General features: G+C 69.9%; 18 protein-coding genes and 1 pseudogene. 10 read left to right on the plus strand and 9 right to left on the minus strand.

Annotated features, from left to right (window positions below; genetic code table 11):
* On the minus strand, positions 1–1,083 hold a 1,083-nt coding region (locus H180DRAFT_RS29980; RefSeq protein WP_055488505.1), incomplete at its 3' end, for an Ig-like domain repeat protein.
* Positions 1,084–2,123: 1,040 nt separating this feature from the next.
* On the opposite strand from H180DRAFT_RS29980, the gene H180DRAFT_RS25505 reads away from it, so the two are divergent.
* The 4 genes from H180DRAFT_RS25505 (at position 2,124) to H180DRAFT_RS25520 (ending at position 7,871) form a co-directional block, all read left to right on the plus strand.
* Positions 2,124–3,485 (plus strand): ABC transporter substrate-binding protein, encoded by a 1,362-nt coding sequence (locus H180DRAFT_RS25505; RefSeq protein ID WP_055488506.1) that lies wholly within the window; start codon positions 2,124–2,126, stop codon positions 3,483–3,485.
* A gap of 610 nt (positions 3,486–4,095) precedes the next feature.
* Complete coding sequence (locus H180DRAFT_RS25510) at positions 4,096–4,965, plus strand: HalD/BesD family halogenase (protein ID WP_055488507.1); 870 nt, start codon at positions 4,096–4,098, stop codon at positions 4,963–4,965.
* A 108-nt stretch (positions 4,966–5,073) separates the two neighbouring features.
* A complete protein-coding gene (locus H180DRAFT_RS25515; protein ID WP_055488508.1) occupies positions 5,074–6,030 on the plus strand; it encodes a hypothetical protein in 957 nt (318 codons plus the stop codon).
* Between the two features lie 8 nt (positions 6,031–6,038).
* Entirely contained in the window at positions 6,039–7,871 is a 1,833-nt protein-coding gene (locus H180DRAFT_RS25520; protein ID WP_055488509.1) for a choline/carnitine O-acyltransferase, read from the plus strand.
* 70 nt (positions 7,872–7,941) lie between these two features.
* Here H180DRAFT_RS25520 and H180DRAFT_RS25525 read toward each other — a convergent pair whose 3' ends face one another.
* Positions 7,942–8,586, minus strand: a complete 645-nt coding sequence (locus tag H180DRAFT_RS25525) for a TetR/AcrR family transcriptional regulator (RefSeq protein ID WP_055488510.1) — start codon at positions 8,584–8,586, stop codon at positions 7,942–7,944.
* An 82-nt stretch (positions 8,587–8,668) separates the two neighbouring features.
* On the opposite strand from H180DRAFT_RS25525, the gene H180DRAFT_RS25530 reads away from it, so the two are divergent.
* On the plus strand, positions 8,669–9,862 hold the full coding sequence (locus H180DRAFT_RS25530; RefSeq protein WP_199822518.1) for an acyl-CoA dehydrogenase family protein: 1,194 nt from the start codon (positions 8,669–8,671) through the stop codon (positions 9,860–9,862).
* 39 nt (positions 9,863–9,901) lie between these two features.
* On the opposite strand, the gene H180DRAFT_RS25535 is transcribed toward H180DRAFT_RS25530, so the two are convergent.
* Together H180DRAFT_RS25535 and H180DRAFT_RS25540 are read right to left on the minus strand one after the other, a co-directional pair.
* Positions 9,902–10,648 (minus strand): class I SAM-dependent methyltransferase, encoded by a 747-nt coding sequence (locus H180DRAFT_RS25535; protein WP_079100404.1) that lies wholly within the window; start codon positions 10,646–10,648, stop codon positions 9,902–9,904.
* A gap of 286 nt (positions 10,649–10,934) precedes the next feature.
* A complete protein-coding gene (locus H180DRAFT_RS25540; protein WP_055488512.1) occupies positions 10,935–13,154 on the minus strand; it encodes an NADP-dependent isocitrate dehydrogenase in 2,220 nt (739 codons plus the stop codon).
* A gap of 207 nt (positions 13,155–13,361) precedes the next feature.
* On the opposite strand from H180DRAFT_RS25540, the pseudogene H180DRAFT_RS25545 reads away from it, so the two are divergent.
* The 3 genes and pseudogenes from H180DRAFT_RS25545 to H180DRAFT_RS25555 all read left to right on the plus strand — a co-directional run.
* Positions 13,362–13,535, plus strand: a pseudogene (locus H180DRAFT_RS25545) (type II toxin-antitoxin system Phd/YefM family antitoxin); the annotation flags it as partial.
* Between the two features lie 218 nt (positions 13,536–13,753).
* Complete coding sequence (locus tag H180DRAFT_RS25550; protein WP_055488513.1) at positions 13,754–14,959, plus strand: cysteine desulfurase-like protein; 1,206 nt, start codon at positions 13,754–13,756, stop codon at positions 14,957–14,959.
* Positions 14,960–15,278: 319 nt separating this feature from the next.
* The gene (locus tag H180DRAFT_RS25555; protein WP_055488514.1) at positions 15,279–16,166 is read left to right on the plus strand and encodes a hypothetical protein; all 888 of its coding nucleotides are present in this window, start codon (positions 15,279–15,281) and stop codon (positions 16,164–16,166) included.
* A 188-nt stretch (positions 16,167–16,354) separates the two neighbouring features.
* Here the strand turns inward: H180DRAFT_RS25555 and add are convergent, their stop codons facing one another.
* From add to H180DRAFT_RS25575, 4 genes are all read right to left on the minus strand, one after another.
* Entirely contained in the window at positions 16,355–17,350 is a 996-nt protein-coding gene (gene add, locus H180DRAFT_RS25560) for an adenosine deaminase (protein WP_055488515.1), read from the minus strand.
* 154 nt (positions 17,351–17,504) lie between these two features.
* Positions 17,505–17,720 (minus strand): DUF397 domain-containing protein, encoded by a 216-nt coding sequence (locus tag H180DRAFT_RS25565; RefSeq protein ID WP_055488516.1) that lies wholly within the window; start codon positions 17,718–17,720, stop codon positions 17,505–17,507.
* A 37-nt stretch (positions 17,721–17,757) separates the two neighbouring features.
* The gene (locus H180DRAFT_RS29985; RefSeq protein WP_074466995.1) at positions 17,758–17,892 is read right to left on the minus strand and encodes a DUF397 domain-containing protein; all 135 of its coding nucleotides are present in this window, start codon (positions 17,890–17,892) and stop codon (positions 17,758–17,760) included.
* Positions 17,849–18,763 carry a helix-turn-helix domain-containing protein gene (locus tag H180DRAFT_RS25575; protein WP_055488590.1) on the minus strand — a complete coding sequence of 305 codons (915 nt, stop codon included), beginning with the start codon at positions 18,761–18,763 and terminating at the stop codon, positions 17,849–17,851. The genes H180DRAFT_RS29985 and H180DRAFT_RS25575 overlap by 44 nt, the downstream gene beginning before the upstream one ends.
* Positions 18,764–19,021: 258 nt before the next feature.
* On the opposite strand from H180DRAFT_RS25575, the gene H180DRAFT_RS25580 reads away from it, so the two are divergent.
* A complete protein-coding gene (locus H180DRAFT_RS25580; protein ID WP_055488591.1) occupies positions 19,022–19,432 on the plus strand; it encodes an ATP-binding protein in 411 nt (136 codons plus the stop codon).
* A gap of 75 nt (positions 19,433–19,507) precedes the next feature.
* On the opposite strand, the gene H180DRAFT_RS25585 is transcribed toward H180DRAFT_RS25580, so the two are convergent.
* Positions 19,508–19,876 carry a VOC family protein gene (locus H180DRAFT_RS25585; protein WP_055488517.1) on the minus strand — a complete coding sequence of 123 codons (369 nt, stop codon included), beginning with the start codon at positions 19,874–19,876 and terminating at the stop codon, positions 19,508–19,510.
* Between the two features lie 98 nt (positions 19,877–19,974).
* Between H180DRAFT_RS25585 and dacB the strand changes: the two genes are divergently transcribed.
* The gene (gene dacB / locus H180DRAFT_RS25590; RefSeq protein WP_079100406.1) at positions 19,975–21,672 is read left to right on the plus strand and encodes a D-alanyl-D-alanine carboxypeptidase/D-alanyl-D-alanine endopeptidase; all 1,698 of its coding nucleotides are present in this window, start codon (positions 19,975–19,977) and stop codon (positions 21,670–21,672) included.
* The last annotated feature ends 21 nt before the right edge of the window (positions 21,673–21,693 follow it).

Raw genomic sequence — 21,693 nt, forward strand, 5'->3', positions numbered from 1 at the left:
CGTGCCAGTCCCCACCGAACCCGAGAAGCCGGCACTGCCGCCATACGTCGCCGTCACCGTGAACGGCGAACCCGACGTCGTCGTATACGTATGCGAGATGTTGGCGACACCGCCGGACAGCGGCACCGCCGCCGAGACGTTCCCGTCACCGAAGTCGAACACCACCGACCCCGTCGGCGTACCCGAACCCGGAGACACCGCCGACACCGTCGCAGTGAACGACACCGACTGACCCACCACCGACGGATCCGGAGAATCCACCAACGCCGTCGACGTCGCAGCAGCATTCACTGCATGCGTGCCACTGCCGACCGATGCGCTGAAGTTGGAGTCACCGCTGTATACCGCTGTGACCGTGAACGGCGAACCGGACGTCGTGGAGTAGGCGTGCGTCGTCGAAGCCACACCGCCGGACAACGGCACCACCACCGATGGGCTGCCGTCACCGAAGTTGAACGTGACGGTCCCCGTAGGAGTGCCCACGTTGGGAGGGACGGGCGCGACCGTCGCGGTGAACGTCACCGACTCGCCCACCACCGACGGATCCGGCACATCCGTCAGCGTCGTCGTCGATGTCGGTGCGCCGACGTAGTCGTAGGCGTAGCCGCCGCCCGGGCCGGCTGCGGTCACCACAGTGACCAGCGCCGTGCCGGGGACTCCGGGGGGCACCACGACGTTGTTGATCACCGTGGGACCGACCACGTTGTAGCTGGTTGCGTTGACGTTGCCGAACTTCACGGCCGTCACACCGGTGAAACCGCTGCCGACGATGGTGACCACGTTGCCGCCGCTGCTCGGTCCGGACGCCGGGCTGATTGCTGAGATCCTCGCGCCGGGTGTCCCGCTGTAGGTGAAGGCCTTGCCGTTGCTGGTGCCGCTGGGGTTGTCCACGGTGATCAGCAACGTGCCGCTTCCTGCGGGAACGGTGGCGTTGATGCGTACATCGCTGACCACCGTGAAGGCGGCGTTGGTGCTGCCGAACTTGACGGCGGTCGCACCCGTGAAACCGGAACCCGTGATGGCTACGGTGTTGCCGGCAGAGGCCCTTGTTGGTGAAACGACACTGATCGTTGGTGCGGGCATGATGCAGCTCCTCCTGAAGGAGATTCCAGGGCGGAGGCCTCACTCGCAGGGACGGCGCCCTCGTCAACTCCCCGTCCCCGCCCGGGGGTACGGCAGAGTGGGCCGCCGTCCGGTCGACTGACGGAGGTGAAGCCCGTTGCCTCTCAAGGGCAATGGAACCGAACAGGATGGATGCCCCGAAAGGAGTGAAATCTGGCAGAAGATGCATACGGAGTGAATAGGACAATCCCATGAAGGCATCAACTGCGCCCGTTCGCGCCGGAGTACGCCCCTCCAGGGAGCCATGCCGGGCACCCACGGACCACGTCCCGGACGGCATCCGCCCTGAGAGTGACCCCTCCTCCCTCAGGGACTGCCCGGCGACAGCCCCTGCGGCGGGCATCGCCACCCCGTAGCCGCCCGGCAGGGTTCCCGCCCCCGCCCTCACCCCTCCTCGGCGGGCCCCCACGAGCACTCACGGCAGGCATTCCCTGAAAAAATCCGCGCCTGGCGGTTCACGGGGCCCGGCGTGGCCGTGTTCACTGACGTATGCCCATCTTCAGAGCCATGTCCCGCATGTCTTCATCGTGTTCTTCGTATGCGAGTCGCCGGTTTCCCATTGCCACTTTTCGTGCTGAACGTGGTAAGCGGTCGCTCGCCGGTGGCGACTGACGAGTAGATTTTTCCGTCGCGTTGCGCCACAACCGTTTTCCAGGGCTACTGACTGCACTACGTTGTCAGGCGCGTACACCCCGCGAACCGGTCGGGTCAGACCAGCCCGTCTGACGGTTCTCCCGTTTACGGGTCAGATCTGCGCCGTGAGCGATGCCCCGTGCCGCGGCAGCCAGCGCTCACTGGGGGAAGCCCGCCCGAAAGGCTCCAACTTCGCGTGGCGACGGACAGTTGAACAGCGAGCTCAAGCACCGCCCGGACCAGGCGCCCGATGCTTCACCGCTCCTGTACCGCCGGCGGCTGCTCTCCGCGACAGCACTTCCGGCTCCACTGCGAATTGGTGGATCGGCGACTTCAGCACCCGCGCAAGCTGCCCCGAAAGAGAAATCATGAAAAGACCTCGCATTGCGGTAACACGCCTTGCGGCCGCCGCAGCCGCTCTCACCATTACGGCGACTGCGTGCAGCGGCCTGAACAGCGCTTCCGGTGAACAGGAGTTCAGCGGCCAGACCCTCACGGTCGCCGGCTCCTGGACCGGCGGCGAGGGAAAGAACTTCAGAAAGGTGCTCGACGGCTTCTCCAAGAAGACGGGCGCCAAGGTGAAGTTCGCTTCCAGCCGTGCACAAGGACGCGACGACTTCGCCCTTTTCATCCGTGATCTGCTCAAGAGCGGAAAGGCCCCGGATGTGGCAATGGTGCCGCAGGTGGGTGTGCTGCAGCAGTTCGCGCAGAAGGGCTGGCTGGAGCCGCTTCCACCGAGGGTCGAGCTCGAGGCCGCCCGGAACTTCGCCCTCGTGTGGCAGAACTACGGCAGCGTCCGGCGGATCTTCTACGGCCTCTACTTCAAGGCGTCGCACAAGTCGACGGTCTGGTACAACCCCAAGGCGTTCGAGAAGGCCGACGTGACTCCGCCGGAGGACTACTCGGAGATGATCGAGAACGGCGAGAAGCTGGCCAGAGCCGGCACCCCCGCCTTCTCCGTGGCCGGGAAGGACGCCTGGCCGCTCACCGACTGGTTCGAGAACATCTACCTGGCGCAGGCCGGGCCCTCCAACTACGCCAAGCTGGCCACGAACGAGATCGGCTGGACGGACCCCACCGTCATCAAGGCACTGAAGACCTTCGGCAAGCTGTTCGAGGGCGACCGGCTGGTGGCCGGCGGCGGTACGGAGGCTCTGCGCACCGACCTCAACGAGTCCGTCGGCGCCGTCTACGGCAAGGACCCCAAGGCGGCGATGGTCTACGAGGGCGACTTCGTGGCGGGGATCATATCCGGGGAGTTCAACAGGAACGTCGACGAGGACGCCGACTTCTTCGAGTTCCCACCGGTGGCCAAGGACAAGCAGGCTCCGGTGATCAGCGGCGGCGACGCCGCGGTCGCCATGAAGTCGGGCAAGAACAAGGACCTGGCCATGTCCTTCATCGAGTACCTGGCCAGCCCGAAGGCGGCCGAGATCTGGGCGAAGGAGGGCGGATTCCTCTCGCCCAACATCAACTTGAACCTCAACGCCTACCCGGACGAGACGACCCGCAAGGTCGCCAAGTCCCTCGTGGACGCGGGTGAGGCCGTGCAGTTCGACATGTCCGACCAGGCGCCGGGCGCCTTCGGCGGCACACCCGGACAGGGTGAATGGCAGCTGCTCCAGGAGTTCGTCCGCGATCCCTCGAACCCGGAGAAGACGGCCGAGAAGCTCGACCAGGCAGCAGCGAAGGCGTACTTGGACGCGTCGGCCACGGGCACCACGGGCTGAGCCCTCGCACCACCAACGCCGTGACGCCCGGTCCGGCCGCCCCGACCGGGAACGGACCTTGCGCGCCCCGCCTCAGGAGACGACGAGGATCGCCCCTGGGCGAAGCCGAGGTCCGTTCCCGGCTGCGCCGGGCCGCTCCCCCCCCTCACGTCGCCCGACCGCCCGTTGCGAGGCCGGCCTTCCCCCCGCGTCCTTGCAGACCTCGTTCCCGAAGCCGGCCTTGCGAAGCCGTGCCGTTCTGCCCGGCCACGCCTCCCCTCCCCCGGTGCCTGCCCGTCCTTCCTGCCCGGGGACCTCCCGGTCCGGCCTCGTCGGCCGTATCCGATGTGACGACCGTGTGACGTGTCACAGACAGGCGGGCGAGGATGTGGGAACTTCAACTCCCTTACTCATCAGTAGAGTTGCTGCGATTCCGAGTGCGAAGTCCCGTCCGTGAAGCGGGCCGCACCGGCTCCGTCGTCCTGTCCGCGGGCGCGCGCCGGGTGGCTTTCAGGATTCGCCAGGAGGTGGCTCCCCGGCTTCGCTGGGAGGCCCCCCGGCGGACCCGGCCGGGCGTACGGCTCGGGGCGTACGGCTCGGGGCGGCCGGCCCGCGGGCGGGAGAGGATCGGATGAGCACTTCGCAAGCCACCACACTGGAGGAGCTGGTCGACACGGACCGGTATCCCCTCACGGACCTCGACAGCGCCGGAGCACGCGACGTGCTCTCCCGGGCCAAGGAGGATCTCCTGGCCGACGGCTGCACCGTGCTGCCGGACTTCATCCGCCCCTCCCTCCAGGAGACGCTGCGGAAGGAGTGCGTGCAGATGGCGCCCCGGGCGTACTTCGACGTCGCCACGGTCAACGTCTACAACATGGCCGCCGGCCCGGACCTCCCCGAGGACCATCCGGGACGCATGGCCTTCGAGCGTGGCAACGCCTTCGTCCCCCGCGACCGGATTCCCTCCGGGGCCCTCATCAGCCGCCTCTACTCCGACGAGACCTTCAAGCGCTTCATCGCGGGATGCTTCGAACTCGGCGAACTGCACGAGCTGGCCGACCCGTTGTCCGGGCTGGTGCTCAACGTCGTCGAGCCGGGGATGGAGCACCCCTGGCACTTCGACACCAACGAGTTCACCGTCAGCATGCTCACCCAGGAGGCGCAGGTGGGCGGCGTCTTCGAGTACTGCCCCAACATCAGGTCCGCGCAGGACGAGAACTTCGGCCGGGTGCGGGACGTACTGCAGGGCAGGGGCGAGGAGTTGACGCGGCGCCTGCTGCTGCGCCCCGGTGACCTCCAGCTGTTCAAGGGACGTTTCTCCCTGCACCGAGTCAGTCCCGTGCGGGGCGGCGCGGCCCGCCACTCGGCGATCTTCGCCTACAGCGAGCGCCCCGGCGTCGTGGGCAGCGTCTCGCGCACCAGGCAGCTCTTCGGGCGTGTGCTGCCGGAACATCTGGAGGCCGAGGGCCGCGCCGTGCGCGGCGACCGGCTGCTCGACTAGGCCGGGCGGACGCGAGGCCGACCGCCCCGCCGACGGCCTGCCCCGCCCGCCTGCCGCCCGTACACCGTTGCGACCCTCGCCCCCCTGCCACCCCCACAGGAGCCGTCCGTGCGCTTCGACGCCACCGGGAAAGTCACGCTCGACCACATCTACAACGGGCCCGATCCCCGCGCCTACTTCAGGGAGCTGCGCGAACTCGACTACTGCGTCCCCCAGCAGGCCAAGCCCTACTTCGCGAAACTCATCGAGGAGTACCGCGACGTGCGGCAGGTCGCCGTGCCGAAGGTGCTCGACATCGGCTGCTCGTACGGCATCAACGCCGCACTGCTCAAGTACGACGTGACGATGGACGCGCTCTACGCCCGGTACTGCGACGAGCACCTCGCCGCCGGGTCCGGCGCCGGTGCCCGTGCCGAGGAGACCTCCGAGGCGCTGCTGGCACGCGACCGCAAGCTGGCACGTGCGCACACACCGGCGCGTCCGGTCCGCTTCGTGGGCCTGGACACCTCCGGCAGTGCACTCGGGTACGCGCTCGAAGCGGGTTTCCTCGACGACGCCGTCCATGCCGACCTGGAACAGGACGATCCGTCGCCGCGGGCTCGCGCGCAGTTCGCCGGCACGGATCTGGTCATCTCCACCGGCTGCATCGGCTATGTCACCGAGCGCACTCTTGCGCGTATCGTCCGCTCCACGGGCGAACGGCGGCCCTGGATGGCGCACTTCGTGCTGCGCATGTTCCCGTTCGATCCCGTCGAGCGGGCGCTGGAGGAGCTGGGATACAGCACTGTCCGCGTCGACGACGTCTTCCGGCAGCGCCGGTTCGCCTCGCCGCAGGAGCAGACGCAGGTGCTGGAGACGATGAAGGAAGCCGGAGTCGACGCGGACGGCCTGGAGGCCGACGGCTGGCTGTACGCGCGGCTGTATCTTTCCCGTCCGTCCGGAACCGCGGGATGGCCCTGGTCCCCGGAGCGTCTCGCGCGGGAGACCGCTGCCGGGCCGCCCCGGGAACCAGCCGCACCCGCCGCACCGGCCGGACCCACAACACCCACCGACGAACCGGAGTGAGAGCGCAAGTGAACACCAGTCAGGGAAGCGCGAGTCACAAAAGCGCGACGACCAACCCCACCTTCGCGCAGGAGGACTCCCTGCCGCGCGTGCCGCTGCCCACGCTGGAGGCCAGCTGCGAGAGGTTCCTCGCCTGGTGCGCGCCGCTGCTCTCGCCGGGTGAACTCGCCGCGTCCGAGGCGGAGGTGAGGGCCTTTCTCGACCCGGAGGGGCCGGGGCGGGTGCTCCAGGCCGCTCTGGAGGAGTACAACTCCGCGGAGGGCGTGCACAGTTGGCTGGACACCTTCTGGCCCTACCGCTACCTGGGGCGGCGGGACCGCATCGCCCTGAACGCCAACTTCTTCTTCCTCTTCAGGGATTCGGACGAGACGCAGGTGGAGCGGGCGGCCGGACTCGTCGCCGGTGCGCTCGACTTCAAGCGGCAGATCGACGAGGAGCTGATCCCGCCCGTGGTGCAGCGGGGGAAGCCGCAGTCGATGGAGCAGCTGAAGTACCTCTTCTCCAGCACCCGTATCCCGGGCGTGGAGCAGGACACCTCGCGCACGCCCTATTCACCGGAGCGGCCCGGCCCCTCGCGGGAGCGGCACATCCTGGTGTTCTTCCGCGGCAACATCTTCCGGATGGACGTCATCGGTGAGGACGGCGCCCCGCACAGCCTGGAGGATCTGCAAGCGGGGCTGCGCGAGGTGATGAAGGCGGGTGCCGAGCGGGCGGCCGGGGGAACCCCGGTGGGTCACCTCACCACCATGGCCCGTGCGGAGTGGGCGAGGGCCCGGGCGTCTCTGCTGGACTGCGATCCGGGCAACGCGCAGTCCCTGCGTACCGTCGAGGACGCCTTGTTCTGCGTGTGCCTGGAGGACTTCGCGCCCTCCGGGGTCCAGGAGGCGTGCGACGAGCTGCTGTACGGGGACCGCGGCAACCGCTGGTTCGACAAGGCCGTGTCGTTCGTCGTCTTCGAGGACGGCCGTGCCGGGCTGAACGTGGAGCACTGCCAGCTGGACGGCACCACGATCCTGAGTTTCGTCGACGCGCTGCTGCCCGTTCCGGCGGTGGTGCACTCCGAGCAGTCCGGTGCGCGCACCCGGGGAGCGCCGGACGTGCGGCCCGTGGAGTTCCGTACCGACGACGCGTTGCGGGAGCAAGTGCGTGCCGCAGCGGCGGAGTTCGCGGAGTACGGGCAGAGCACCGCGACGCGCACCGTCTCCTTCGGTGACTTCGGAAGCAACCACGCCAAGTCGCTCGGGGTCTCCCCCGACGCCTTCGTGCAGGTCGCTTACCAGCTCGCCCACAAGCGCGCCAAGGGCCGCCTCGGCGCCACGTACGAGTCGATCGCCACGCGGCAGTACAAGCACGGCCGCACGGAGGCGATGCGCGTGGTGACTCCGGAGATGTACGCGTTCGTCGACACGATGGAGGACCCGGAGGCGGACAGGGAGACCCGGCGCCTCGCCTTCCGGGCCGCCGCGAGCGCGCACGTGGCGCGGGCGAAGGAGTGCCAGGCCGTCGAGGCTCCCGAACAGCACCTGTGGGAACTGGAGTTGATCCAGCGCCGCCGCGGTGCGGAGCTCGGTGTGCACGAGCAGCCCTCGCTGTACCGCAGCGCGGGCTGGCTGAGGATGCGGGAGGACTATCTGAGCACCAGCTCCGCGCCGTCCACCAACATCCAGTTCTTCGGGTTCGGTTCGACGAGCAGCCGCTGCATCGGCGTCGCCTATGTGCTGCTTCCGGAGCGCTTCAATCTCTACCTGAGCACGCCGCTCGCGGTGGCGGACCAGATGCACACCTTCGCGGACAGGCTGCGCGAGGCCGTCGGTGAACTGCGGGAGCTGCTGGCCGACTAAGGACTGTCCGGCGGGAAGCGAGGAGCGGGCGGGCCGTCGCGGGACGGCCCGCCCGCCTGCTGTCGGGTCGTCACTCCCGCGCGGCGCGTGCCGACGTCAGCGAGGCGTGCAGCGGTTCGAGTCCCGCCAGCAGGCTGTGCAGGGCGAGTTCGAAGCTGTCGGTGTCGATCTCCTCGGCGTGGGCCGGGATCAGGTGTGCCTGCACGAGGTTGGGATAGCGCTCGAAGTAGACCCGTGTGTCATCGGCGAAGCCGCTCGCGAAGGGAGTGGTGGCGGCCCCGATCACGAGGTACTTCACGGACGCGGCGATCATCGTCGCTTGCCGCGGGGGCCAGCCGGCTTTGACGAGCCCGCCGTGCACGGCGTCGGCCATGGCCAGGAAGTCCTCGCGCCTGCCGGTGCCGGCGGCCACGACCGGGGCGGCGTTGGGGTGTCCGCGCAGCGCCGCGTGGTACGACCTGCCCCACGTCTCCAGGCCCTCCCGCCAGCCGCGTTCGAAGCCGGAGGTGTCGACCTGGCGGGTGAGCAGGTTGGCCACTGCGTCCAGCACGGCGTCCTTGTTGGGGTAGTGGCTGTAGAGCGATGCGGCCTTCACATCGAGCTTCAGGGCGAGGTTGCGCATGGAGAGTGCGCCGATGCCCTCGGCGTCGATCAGTTCCAGCGCGGTGTCACGGATCCGCTCCCGGCTGAGCAGCGGCGTTTTCGGGCGTGGCATCGGGACTCCTTGTGAAAACTAACGCCGTAAGGTTAACGTACCCGGAGACAGAAACCTAACGCTGTTAGAAACAGATGAGGAGATCGCCGTGCCGCCCGTGACACCCCAGACCCCGCTCGGACTCTTCGGCACCGAGGCCCTGATCGGCGAGGAGGACCGCGCGATCCGGGACACCGTGCGGCAGTACGTCGAAGAGAAGGTCAGGCCCCGGCTCGCCGACTGGTACGAGACCGGCTCCGTCCCCGTGCGCGAACTGGCCAAGGAACTGGGCTCGTTGGGCGTGCTCGGCATGCATCTGGACGGCTACGGCTGCGCGGGCACCAGCGCCACCGCCTACGGGCTGGCGTGCATGGAACTGGAGGCCGGCGACTCCGGGCTGCGGTCCCTGGTCTCCGTGCAGGGATCCCTCGCCATGTTCGCGATCTGGAAGTACGGCAGCGAGGAGCAGAAGCAGCGGTGGCTGCCGCCGATGGCGGCCGGCGACGCCATCGGCTGCTTCGGCCTGACCGAGCCGGACTTCGGCTCCAACCCCGCCGGGATGCGCACCCGCGCGGTGCGCGACGGTTCCGACTGGGTGCTGGACGGCACCAAGATGTGGATCACGAACGGTTCCGTCGCCGACGTCGCCGTGGTGTGGGCGAAGACGGACGACCCCGGGAACAAGGTCCGCGGATTCGTCGTGCCGGCGGACACTCCCGGATTCTCGGCGCCCGAGATCAAGAAGAAGATGTCGCTGCGCGCGTCGGTGACGTCCGAACTCGTCCTGGACGGCGTCCGGTTGCCGGAATCGGCGGTGCTGCCCGACGCCGTCGGCCTCTCCGGTCCACTCTCCTGCCTCAACGAGGCGCGCTACGGCATCGTCTTCGGCGCACTCGGCGCCGCGCGCGACTGTCTGGAGACCGCCCTCGGCTACGCCCGCCAGCGGGAGATCTTCGACAAGCCGCTGGCCGCCTACCAGCTCTCACAGGCCAAACTCGCCGACATGTCACTGGAGTTGGGCAAGGGAATGCTGCTGGCGCTGCATCTGGGCAGCCTCAAGGACGCCGGCACACTCCGCCCGGAACAGGTCAGCCTCGGCAAGCTCAACAACGTCCGCGAGGCGATCGGCATCGCACGCGAGTGCCGCACGATGCTGGGCGCCGCCGGGATCACCCTGGAGTACCCGGTCATGCGGCACGCCAACAACCTGGAGTCCGTGCTCACTTACGAGGGCACCTCCGAGGTGCACCAGCTGGTGATCGGCCAGGCGCTCACCGGCGAGGCGGCGTTCCGCTGATCCGACGCCCAACGGCCCACGGAACGTCGGCCGTTCGGCCTACCCGGCGGGGGCGTCCCGCCGGGCGACGAGCTGGACGTTGCGCGTGGTGTGCCCGTGGAGCGTGGCCGTCGTCCCCGTGCGCTCCTCCTCGACGGTGAAGCCGTTGCCGGCAAGCAGCGCCCGCAGTTGCTCGGGGCGGTGGTGCCGGAAGAGTCCTCCGTCGGGCGTGGAGAACGTGCCGTAGGCGCGGTACGGGGCCGCGGCGACGGCCTCCTCGTAGCGCCGCGAATGGCGTTCGTCGTCCTGGAGCGGCACATCGCTGAGGTAGAGCACGCCGCCCGGCCTGATCAGCCGGGCGAGTTCGCAGACGAGCGCGTTCTGGTCGGCGTCGCCCGGGACGACGCCGAGCACCACGAACAGCAGGGCCGCGTCGAAGGAGCCGGCGGCGAACGGCAGCGGCAGCGCGGTCTGCCGGGTCAGCGTCAGGCCCGGATGTTCGCGTGCTCCGCGCTCGATCATCGCCGCGGAAGGGTCCACGCCCTGCACGTCGCGGTAGCCGAGTTCCTCCAGCTGCGCGGTCAGCCGCCCGTAGCCGCAGCCGTAGTCGAGGATCCGGGCGTCGCGCGGCACATACCGCTCCAGCAGCGCGTGGTCGAGCGGGTGCGTGAACGCCATCGTCGCACCGGTGGTCTCCCAGTACGTGTGCACGGCCGGGCGCGCGGAACCGCCCGATGCGGCGGAACTCGCCGAATCCGGGGAACCGGCTGAACCGGCGGAAGGAACTGAACCGGCGGAAGGGGCCATACCGGAAGCGTAGCGACGGCGCACCCCGCGCCGCTGGAATCCGGCCCTTCCGTGACCGGGCCGGACGAAGGCCGGACGACGCACCGCGAGGCGACCGCCCCTGCCGCGGCCACGTTCGTCAACCGCCGCCTCGCGCACCGGTGTTCGCTACCGGCCGGTGTCCGGCTCCGGCCGGCGCGGTGCATGCCGCGCACGCCTGTGGGCCGTGCCCTCCCGGTCCGGGAGGGCACGGCCCACAGGTTCTGCGTCCGCGAGGCGCGGGGCTCCGGCTCAGCCGGGCGATGGCTCAGCCGAGCGACGCGAGGGCCTCGTTGAAGATCTTCGAGGGACGCATGACGGCGGACGCCTTCGCCGCGTCCGGCCAGTAGTAGCCGCCGATGTCCGCGGGCGACCCCTGCACCGCGATCAGTTCGTCGACGATGGCCTGCTCCTGCTCGCCCAGGGTGCGCGCGAGGTCCGCGAAGGCCTCGGCGAGCTGGGCGTCCTCGGTCTGCCGGGCCAGCTCCTGCGCCCAGTAAAGGGCCAGGTAGAAGTGGCTGCCGCGGTTGTCGAGGCCGCCGAGCCTGCGCGTCGGTGACTTGTTCTCGTGCAGGAAGGTCGCCGTCGCACGGTCGAGGGTGTCGGCGAGGATCTGGGCGCGCGCGTTGCCCGTCTTCTGCGCGAGGTGCTCGAAGCTGACCGCGAGTGCCAGGAACTCGCCGAGGCTGTCCCAGCGCAGGTAGTTCTCCTTGACGAGCTGCTGCACGTGCTTGGGTGCCGAGCCGCCGGCGCCGGTCTCGAAGAGCCCGCCGCCGTTGATGAGCGGCACGACCGACAGCATCTTGGCGCTGGTGCCCAGCTCCAGGATGGGGAACAGGTCGGTGAGGTAGTCGCGCAGCACGTTGCCGGTGACCGAGATCGTGTTCTCGCCGCGGCGGATGCGCTCCAGCGAGAAGGCGATCGCCTCGACCGGCTTCATGATCTCGATGCGCAGACCCTCGGTGTCGTGCTGCGGCAGGTACTGCTCGACCTTCGCGATGAGGTTCGCGTCGTGCGCACGGTCCTTGTCCAGCCAGAACACCGCGGGGTCGCCGGTCGCGCGGGCACGGGTGACGGCGAGCTTGACCCAGTCCTGGACGGGGACGTCCTTGGTCTGGCACATGCGGAAGATGTCGCCGGTGCCGACGGCCTGCTCCATGACGGCGTTGCCGTCGCCGTCGAGGACCCGCACGGTGCCGGCGGCGGGGATCTCGAAGGTCTTGTCGTGGCTGCCGTACTCCTCGGCCTTCTGCGCCATCAGCCCGACGTTGGGCACGGAGCCCATCGTGGCCGGGTCGTACTGGCCGTTGGCGCGGCAGTCGTCGATCACGGCCTGGTAGATGCCGGCGTAGCTGCTGTCGGGGATGACGGCGAGGGTGTCCTGCTCCTCGTCGTCCTTGTTCCACATGTGGCCCGAGGTGCGGATCATGGCCGGCATCGAGGCGTCGACGATGACGTCGCTCGGCACGTGCAGGTTGCTGATGCCGCGGTGGGAGTCGACCATCGCCAGGTCGGGGCCCTCGGCGAGCTCCGCCTCGAAGGACTCCTTGATCTTCGCGCCGTCGGGCAGGGACTCCAGGCCCTTGAAGATGCCGCCCAGTCCGTCGTTCGGGGTCAGTCCGGCCCCGGCGAGGGTCCTGCCGTATTCCGCGAACGTCTTCGGGAAGAACGCGCGGACGACGTGGCCGAAGATGATCGGGTCCGAGACCTTCATCATCGTGGCCTTCAGGTGCACCGAGAACAGCACGCCCTCGGCCTTGGCGCGTGCGACCTGTGCCGTGAGGAACTCACGGAGCGCGGCGACGCGCATCACGGAGGCGTCGACGATCTCACCGGCGAGCACGGGGATCGACTCGCGCAGGACCGTGGTGCTGCCGTCGTCGGCGGCCAGTTCGATGCGCAGGGAGCCGTCGGCGGGGACGATCACGGACTTCTCGGTGGAGCGGAAGTCGTCGCCGTCCATGTGCGCGACGTTCGTCTTCGAATCCGGCGACCAGGCGCCCATGCGGTGCGGGTTGGACCGGGCGTAGTTCTTCACCGACGCCGGTGCGCGGCGGTCCGAGTTGCCCTCGCGGAGCACCGGGTTGACGGCGCTGCCCTTGACCTTGTCGTAGCGGGCGCGGATGTCGCGCTCCTCGTCGGTCTTCGGCTCGTCCGGGTAGTCCGGCAGCGCGAAGCCCTTCTCCTGAAGCTCGGCGACGGCCGCCTTCAGCTGCGGGATGGAGGCCGAGATGTTCGGCAGCTTGATGATGTTGGCCTCGGACGTCCTGGCCAGCTCGCCGAGGTTGCCGAGGGCGTCCTCCACGCGCTGCCCGGGCTCCAGACGCTCGGGGAACTGGGCCAGGATGCGCCCGGCCAGGGAGATGTCGCGGCTCTCGACACCGACCCCCGCCGTCGAGGCGTACGCCCTGACCACAGGCAGGAACGAATACGTCGCCAGGGCCGGGGCCTCGTCGGTGTCCGTATAGATGATGGTCGAGTCAGTCACCGGTACTCCGCTCCACGTGCTCCACGTCTACATCGTCTCGACATCAAGATATCCGGTCCCGTCGCTTCCCCGTCCACCCGCCCCCGCACGGGAAGGGAGGCCGACGGCGGGTGTTCATACTCGGAGCCGGACCGGAGACCCGGCATGACCGGAATATCGGACCCGGCGCCACTGCTGCTTGTCCTGACGACCAGGAAGGAAGTGACCATGTCCATCACCGCAGGCGAGGCCCGCAAGAGCCTTCTCCGACTGATCGAGCAGGTCAACGACGACCGTTCTCCCGTGCACATCACCTCCCGCAGCGGCAACGCCGCCCTGCTCTCCGAGGAGGACTATTCGTCCTGGCAGGAGACGGTCCGTTCCATGCGCCCGCCCGCGAACACAGGACGACCGGCAGAGTCGGCGGGCGAGGCGGGCACGACCGGGCCGCACGGACTGCGGCTCACCACGGACCCTCGCACCGGCTGAGACTCCGCGGCCGGTGGCTGACACACTGACCGGCCGGTGCCATGGGCGAGCCACGCTCTGGCCAAACCGGCCGTCACGCCTGATCATGGCTGCCGTCGCCCGACCGAACGCCTCTCCCTGCCGGAGCCCGCATGCCCTTCGACATCGACCTCTTCCGCGCGCAGTTCCCCGCCCTCGCGACCGGAACGGCGTTCTTCGACGGGCCGGGCGGCACGCAGACGCCCCGCGCGGTCATAGAGGCCGTCGCGGGAGCGCTCGCCGGACCGCTGTCCAACCGCGGCCGCGGCAACCCCGCGGAGCGCAACGCGGAAACGCTCGTCGCCGAGGCCCGGCAGGCGCTGGGCGACCTGCTCGGGGCGGACCCGCGCGGTGTCGTCTTCGGCCGCAGCGCCACGCAGCTCGCCTACGACTTCTCGCGCACGCTCGCGAAGTCCTGGTCCCCGGGCGACGAGGTGGTGGTCACACGCCTGGATCACGACTCCAACGTCCGCCCGTGGGTACAGGCCGCCGAGCAGGCGGGTGCCACCGTGCGGTGGGCCGAATTCGACCCTGGGACCGGTGAGTTGACGGCGGACGCCGTCGGCGCCGTCCTCTCCGGCCGCACCCGGCTCGTCGCCGTCACCAGTGCCTCGAACCTGATCGGGACGCGTCCGCCGGTCCCGGAGATCTCCCGGCTGGCCCACGACGCGGGCGCCCTGGTCTACGCCGACGGCGTCCACCTCACCGCGCACTCACTCATCGATCTGGAGGCGCTGGGCGCCGACTTCTTCGCCTGCTCCCCCTACAAGTTCCTCGGCCCGCACATGGGGGTACTCGCCGCCCGCCCGGAGCTGCTGGAGACGCTCGCCCCGGACAAGCTGCTGCCCTCCACCGACGCCGTCCCGGAACGCTTCGAGTTCGGCACTCTGCCCTACGAACTCCTCGCGGGAGCGCGCGCCGCCGTCGACGTGCTCGCGCACCCCGGAGCGCACCCCGAACGGGACCGCAGGGAGCAACTCGTCGCCGCCTACTCGATGCTGGAGAAGCACGAGGACGCGCTGCTGCAGCGGCTCGAGAGCGGCCTCGCGGAACTCCCCGCCGTCCGCAGCCACTCGCGTGCCGCCCTGCGCACGCCCACGCTGCTGCTGACCTTCGACGACGGCCACAACACCCCTGACGCAGCACGTCACTTGGCTGAGCGCGGCATCAACGCCCCGTCCGGTTCCTTCTACGCGATCGAGGCCTCCCGCCACCTGGGCCTCGGCGACGCCGGAGGGCTGCGGGTGGGCCTGGCCCCGTACAACGACACGGAGGACGTGGACCGGCTGCTGGAGGGCCTGGCGGACTTCCTGCGCTGAGCTGAGCTGAGCGGGGCCGAGGGCCGCCGAAGCACAGCGGACCGAACGCCGGAGGAGGCACAGGCGAGCTCCGGGGGGCGGTTCCGGCACGCCGCCCCGCCGGGCCGGCACCGTCCGGGATCTGCCCCGGGACGTCCGGGATCTGCCCCGGGACCGCTCGGGCGGGGTTGAAACCAGACCGCTCGCAAGTTGACAACTACCGCATACGTCCCTGAGCCCTGGATAGGTTTGACGATGACCTGCCAACTGTGCGCCCCAGTCGGCGTCCGGGTGGCAAAAAACGAGGGAACGCGTCGTGATTCCGTCGAGGGGGCCGACGATGGCAGCACTGAAGTGCTCCAAGTGTGGAGCGAGAATCCAGCTCGACGGCACGTCGTCGTGTTCGTGCCCGCCCGCGGCCACGGGCCGCAACGACGTCTCGGCCTTCCAGGCGTTCCGGCCCCGCCTGAAGGCCTCGTCCCGACAGCTCGAACGGGGCGCCGCAGGACGGTCCTTCGAGCGCGCCCGCAGGTCCCTGGACCGGCGCGGCACGGGTGTCGCCGTGGGTGTGGCCGCGGCCGTCGCGCTCGGGACGGTCGCTTTCAGCGTGGACGCGATGAATTCGGGCTCGTCGGTACAGGGAGGCGGCAGGCCCGCCGTTTCGGTCTCACCCGACCCCGACATCGTCGCGCGGGAGGCGGCGGAACGCTCCGACGGGCAAGGCGCCCCCGAGCAGCCGCAGGCGGGCAACCCCCCACCGGCCATGGACGACGAGGGCATGCGGCCCGCGGGCGAGGAGCAGGAGGAGCACCCCGGCTCGCAGCCTCCCCCGTCGGACGACGGGGAGCCGGCGCCCTCGCCTTCGGGGGACGACGCGGGCGGCGCCGCGCAGGGCGGCTCCACCGGCGACCCGGGCGGCGGTGACGACGGCGACGCGGGCGGCGACACCGGGGACGGCGGCGCGTCGGACGCCGGGGGCTCGCAGGGAGGCGGCGGCCAGGACGAGGACGACGACGGCGGCCTGTTGGGCGGCCTGCTGGGCTTCCTCTTCGGAGGCGGCCAGGACGACGGCGACGACGGCAAGGACCAGCGTGAGGCCGCCGACCACGGAGGCGGCAAAGACAGCGGCAGCGGCCCCAAGGGCGGAGCTCCCCACGGAGGCGGGGGCCACAAGGGCGGCGGCGGACCCCACGGTGGAGGGCCCCACGGAGGCGGCGGCCGGCACTAGGGGCTGTCCGGCGGATCTTCGTGGATCAGCGAGCGGCGTCCGGCGCATGGGGCCTCCCCCGCGAGAGCGAGGGGACGCATCGCAAGGCGGAGGGTCGTCCTCATACTGGGCGTATTCGGGCGATCCCGACAACGCAGCGAGGTGCGGTGCCGGGAGTCGCGAGCCCGCGAAGATCCGCCGGACAGGCCCTAGCCGGGGCCGCTCCGGTACTGGCCGGCGCCGCGATCCGCAATGTCCGCGAGGCGCTTGAGGACTTCCTCCTCACACAGGGCGCCCGCAAGACCGGCGGCGTACGCGTCCCCGGCCGGGAGCCCCAGCCGCTCCGCCAACTCGTACTCGCGGTTCAGGTCGGTGCCGAACATGGCCGGATCGTCGGTGCCGACCGAGCACAGAACCCCCGCCTCCCGCAGCCGGGGCAGCGGGTGCGCGGAGAGCCGTTCGACGACTCCGGTGCGCAGGTTCGACGTCGGACAGACATCGAGCACCACGGCCCGGTCCGCCAACTCGGCGACCAGCGCGGAGTCGTCGGCGGCGCGGATGCCGTGACGCAGTCTTACGGCGCCGAGTCCGAGGGCTTCCCGGACCGACTCCACGCCGGCTGCTTCTCCCGCGTGCGGCACGAAGGCGAGTCCGCCGTCCTGTGCGATCCTCACAGCCCTCCGATACGGCTCCAGAGGGCCTTGCAGCTCATAGCCTCCGATTCCCAGGCCCACCACGCCCCGGTCCCGGTAACGCACCGACACACTGGCGCACTTCTCCGCCAGCTCCACCGGACAGCCCCGGTAGAGGTCCGGCGTGAACCGCACCGTCAGCCCGAACCGCTCCTGCGCCTCGACGGCTCCTTCGCAGTAGCCCGTGTAGATCTCGTCCCAGCCGATGCCGTGAGCCTCCACGCGCTCGGCCGGAGAGAAGATCGCCTCAAGGTAGACCGCGCCGTGGCTCCGGGCCTGCTGCGCGTAGTCGACGACCACCTGCCGGAAGTCGTCAGCCGTCCGCAGGCAGTTGGTCGTCATGATCCACACGTCGATGAAATGGCGGAAGTCGGTGAAGCGGTAGAGCTCCTCCAGACCGCCGACCGTGTCGGCCGGCAGTGACTCGCCGTTGCGGCGGGCGATCTCCAGCAGCGTCGCCGGGCGGACCGAACCTTCCAGATGTACGTGCATCTCGATCTTCGCGGAGGTCACGACCTTGAGCTTTCCACAAGGACGCCCCGCCCACCGGCGCTTCGGCGCCACGGGCCGCCCCTCGGCACGACGGTGCACGGAAGTTGCGCCGCAGGTGCCAACTCCTGGACGAGTGCGCGTGCGGCTCCCTTCTCGCGTCGGGAGTTGCGCCGCCTCAGAAGCGGCGATCCACTCTCACGCCGCCGACGAAGACCCTCCAGGAACCCGCCGGAACGACGACCACCGGGCTGCCGGAAACCTTGCTGTCACGGACGGCCACCACGCCGGGAAGGCCGTCCGCCACCTCCACGCAGTTGCCACCCTCCTGATTGCTGTAACTGCTCCTGCGCCACACGGCGCCGCCGAACCCCGGACGGGACACAGACTCCACGGTGGTAGCCCTCCATCACGCAGCGAACGCCGCCGCCTCAGAAGCGGCGGTCCGCCTTCACGCCGTCGACGAAGACCCTCCAGGACACCGCCGGAACGACGACGGTCGGGCCGCCGGGAACCTTGCTGTCACGGACGGGCACCACGCCGGGAAGGCCGTCCGCCACCTCCACGCAGTCGCCACCCTCCTGATTGCTGTAACTGCTCCTGCGCCACACGGCGCCGCCGAACCCCGGACGGGACACTGACTCCACGGTGGTAGCCCTCCATCACGCAGCGAATGGTGTCGAGCGACATCTTGGGGGGCAGGGCCATGGCCCGCAAGCGGTCATAAATCGCCGAGTACCGTTTGACCCCGGCCGATTCCTCGATGAGTTGGCCGTAGTCGGAGCCCTCGAGATAGACGGCCTCCGCCTCCTCCGGCAGGGTCAGAACCGTCATCGATCCGCCCATCGAGTCGTGCTCGCCATGGTCGAACGGCAGCACCTGAACCGTCACCCAAGGGCTCTCGGCGACCTCCAGCAGCCTGTCCAACTGGGCTCCCATGACTGCCCGTCCGCCGACCGGGCGCCTCAGTACCGCCTCGTCGAGGACTGCCCAGACCTCGGGGCGGTCGGACGAGTCGAGCCGCTCCTGACGCTCCATTCGCGCGGAGAGCCGTTCCTCCAAGTGCTCCTCGCCGCGCAGCGACCGGCCGACGCTCAGCACGGCCCGCGCGTACTCCCGCGTCTGCAGCAGACCCGGCACCACATGCGCCGCGTACTGGCCGATGTTCACCGCCCGGGCCGAGTACGCCATGAAGGCGCGGGACCAGTCCGGGAACGTCTCACGGTGGACATACGGCCACAGGTCGACCAACAACCCGTCCGCATTGAGGGCGTTGTCGAGCGCGCGGGCCAGTTCCAGCGTCGGCTTCGCACCGGAGGCGCGCTCGATCTGCGTGATGCGCGTGCTGACCACGTGCGTTCTGCGGCCCAGTTCCGCCTGCGTCATGCCCGCGGCCATACGCAGCTTGCGCACCCGCGAGCCGAAGAGCGCGGCCATGGACGAGGAGGGATCGATTTCGTTGGCCACGGCCTTACTTCCGTTCCTTACGACCACCGTTGTAAGCCTTCGGCACCTTTTGAGGATAGTCCCGCCCGACGATGCTTGAGTACGGAAAGTCACGAATCATGAACCGAATCGGGATGACGCACCGTGCTCCACGCGACGACCAACGAACAGCCGGACCCCGAACGGGAACCCCGGCCCGCCCCTCACCCCGCCCCGGAACCGGACTCGGCTCAACTGAGCACGTTCGCCATGCAGTTCGCGTCCTCGCCCCGGGGAGCGCGTCTCGCGCGGCGGCTCGCCGTGAAGCGGATGGACCAGTGGGGCTGCCCGCCCGCGTCCGACATCTCGTGCAGCGTGGCGCTGCTGGTCGGTGAGCTCACCGCCAACGCCGTCCGTCACGGCCGCGTCCCGGGGCGCGACTTCGCGCTCCGCCTCGCTCTCGACCCGGAGACGGGCGCCGTCCGCATCGAGGTCTCGGACGCCGATCCGGAGCCTCCGCCCGCCCGTCCCGTCCACCCCGGGCCGGACGACGAATCCGGCCGCGGACTGCTCCTCGTTGACATCCTGGCCACCCGCTGGGGCACGTCGCCCCGTCACCCCGTGGGGAAGACCGTCTGGGCGGAGATCGAGCGGGAGCCGTGGACGTGGGGCACGTGGTGAGAGCCGCCGTCCGGGCATGTGGAAACGCCACGACGGCCCGCTCGCCACAGGCGCCTGCCGCGACCGGCCGCCCCTTCAGTGACCGCCGGTGTCGATGACGCAGAACCGGTTGCCGTCGGGGTCGGCAAGAACGACGAAGTCGGCGTCGTCCGGGTACAGGTCCCAGTCCACGCGCTGCGCCCCCAGGGAGACCAGTCGCTCGACCTCTGCTGCCTGGTCGTCCTTGTCCCCCGCGTAGAGGTCCAGGTGGACCCTCGGATACTGCTGGACGGGCGTCTCGCTGAGGCCGAGCGAGAGCTGTGCCCCCGGTCCGTGCGCGGGAACGAGGACCGCCCATGTCTCCTCGACCTCGTCGCGCGGGACGTACCCGAGGGCCTGCGTCCAGAACGTGACTGCGCGCCGTACGTCCGAGACGCCCAGGACGACGGACCCGATTCTCAGCATGTGCCGATCCTGGCACGTGGCAGCTTCCCGGTCTGCGGGACGCGGCCTCGTCCGCGCGGGACCTCGCCAGTCCTCCCACCGACTGGCAGGCTCACGTCATGACGCGACTCACATTTCACGGGGGTGCCCGTTCCCCCCACCCGGCGCCGGGCACGGACACACCGTCGCGGCCGGTCTCCTGGTCCCGCACGCGCAGGAAGGTCGTCGCCGTGACCGCGGGCGTCGCCCTCGCCCTCGGCACGGGCGGCTCCGCCGGGGCGCGCACCACCGCGCCCGCACCCGAGCCCTCGTGGCAGAAGGCCGTCGAGCGGATTCTCACCGCCGAGCGGCTGAAGGGAGCGGCGACGAGCATCGTGATCAGCGACGCGGACAGCGGCCGGACACTGTACGAACGCAACCCCGGCAAGCGGCTGATGCCCGCTTCCAACACCAAGCTGCTGACCTCCGCCGCCGCTATGGACGTCCTGGGCCCGGACTACCGCTACCGCACCGACGTGCTCGCCCACGGCGACCGGCACGGCGGGCGGCTCGACGGCGACCTGTACGTGCGCGGCACCGGAGACCCGACGCTGCTCGCCGAGGACTACGACGCGCTCGCGGCCGACGTCGCCGCTGCCGGGATCAAAACGGTGACGGGCGAACTCGTCGCGGACGACACCCGGTTCGACTCTCAGCGGCTCGGACGCTCGTGGGCGGCCGACGACGAGTCGGCGTACTACTCCTCACAGATCTCCGCGCTGAGCCTCGCGCCCGACACCGACTACGACACCGGCAGCGTCCACCTGGAGATCGTGCCGGGCTCGTCGACGGGTGAGAAGCCCAAGGTGAAGGTCACGCCGTCCAACAGCTACGTCGACGTCGACGTCACCGCCACCACGGTCGACCGGGGCGGAAAGAATACGATCACCGTCGAGCGCGAACACGGCGGCAACACCCTCACCGTGAGCGGCGGCATCCCGGCCGGCGCGGACCCGGACGAGTCGTGGACGAGCGTGTGGGAGCCCACCGGCTACGCGGCCTCCGTCTTCGCCGACGCGCTGAAGCGGCACGGCGTGCGGGTCTCGGGGAAGACGGAACCGGGCAGGGCCACACCGGACGGCGCCGAGCGCGTCGCCAGGCACACGTCGATGCCCCTGGCGAAGATCAGCGTCCCGTTCATGAAGCTCTCCAACAACAACCACGCCGAGGTCCTCACCAAGACCATGGGCGACGAGACGGCGGGCAAGGGCACGTGGAGCGCGGGCCTGAAGGCGGTACGGGACTTCCTGGAGAAGCAGGACGTGGACGCGGGCACGCTGCGGCAGGTCGACGGCTCGGGACTGTCCCGTATGAACAACGTCTCCGCACGCCACATCGCCACCCTTCTCCATTCCGTGCGCAAGAAGCCGTGGTTCAAGCAGTGGTACGACGCCCTGCCCGTCGCCTGCGCCGGGGACCGCATGACGGGCGGCACGCTGCGCTCACGCATGTGCGACACCCCGGCCGAGGGCAACGCACACGCCAAGACGGGTTCGCTGACGGGAGCTTCGGCGCTGTCGGGCTACGTCACCGACGCGGACGGCCGTGAGCTCGCCTACAGCATCGTCCTCAACAACTACCTCGCCGGTTCGGTGAAGGACATCGAGGACGCGATCGTGGTGGCCCTGGCCTCCGACGGCCGCGAAACCGGCAGCGGGGCCGGGGCCGGGAAGAAGGCCCGCCCGAAGGGCGCTGAGGGCACGGGTGAGGACCGGCGCCCGGCGGGGCCCCTCGTCGTCGGCCCGGAGTGCTCCTGGAAGAAGCCCGCCCGCTGCTGACGTGCGGACCAGGGCCTGTCC

The sequence above is a fragment of the Streptomyces sp. WMMB 322 genome, from assembly GCF_900090145.1.
GTDB lineage: Bacteria > Actinomycetota > Actinomycetes > Streptomycetales > Streptomycetaceae > Streptomyces.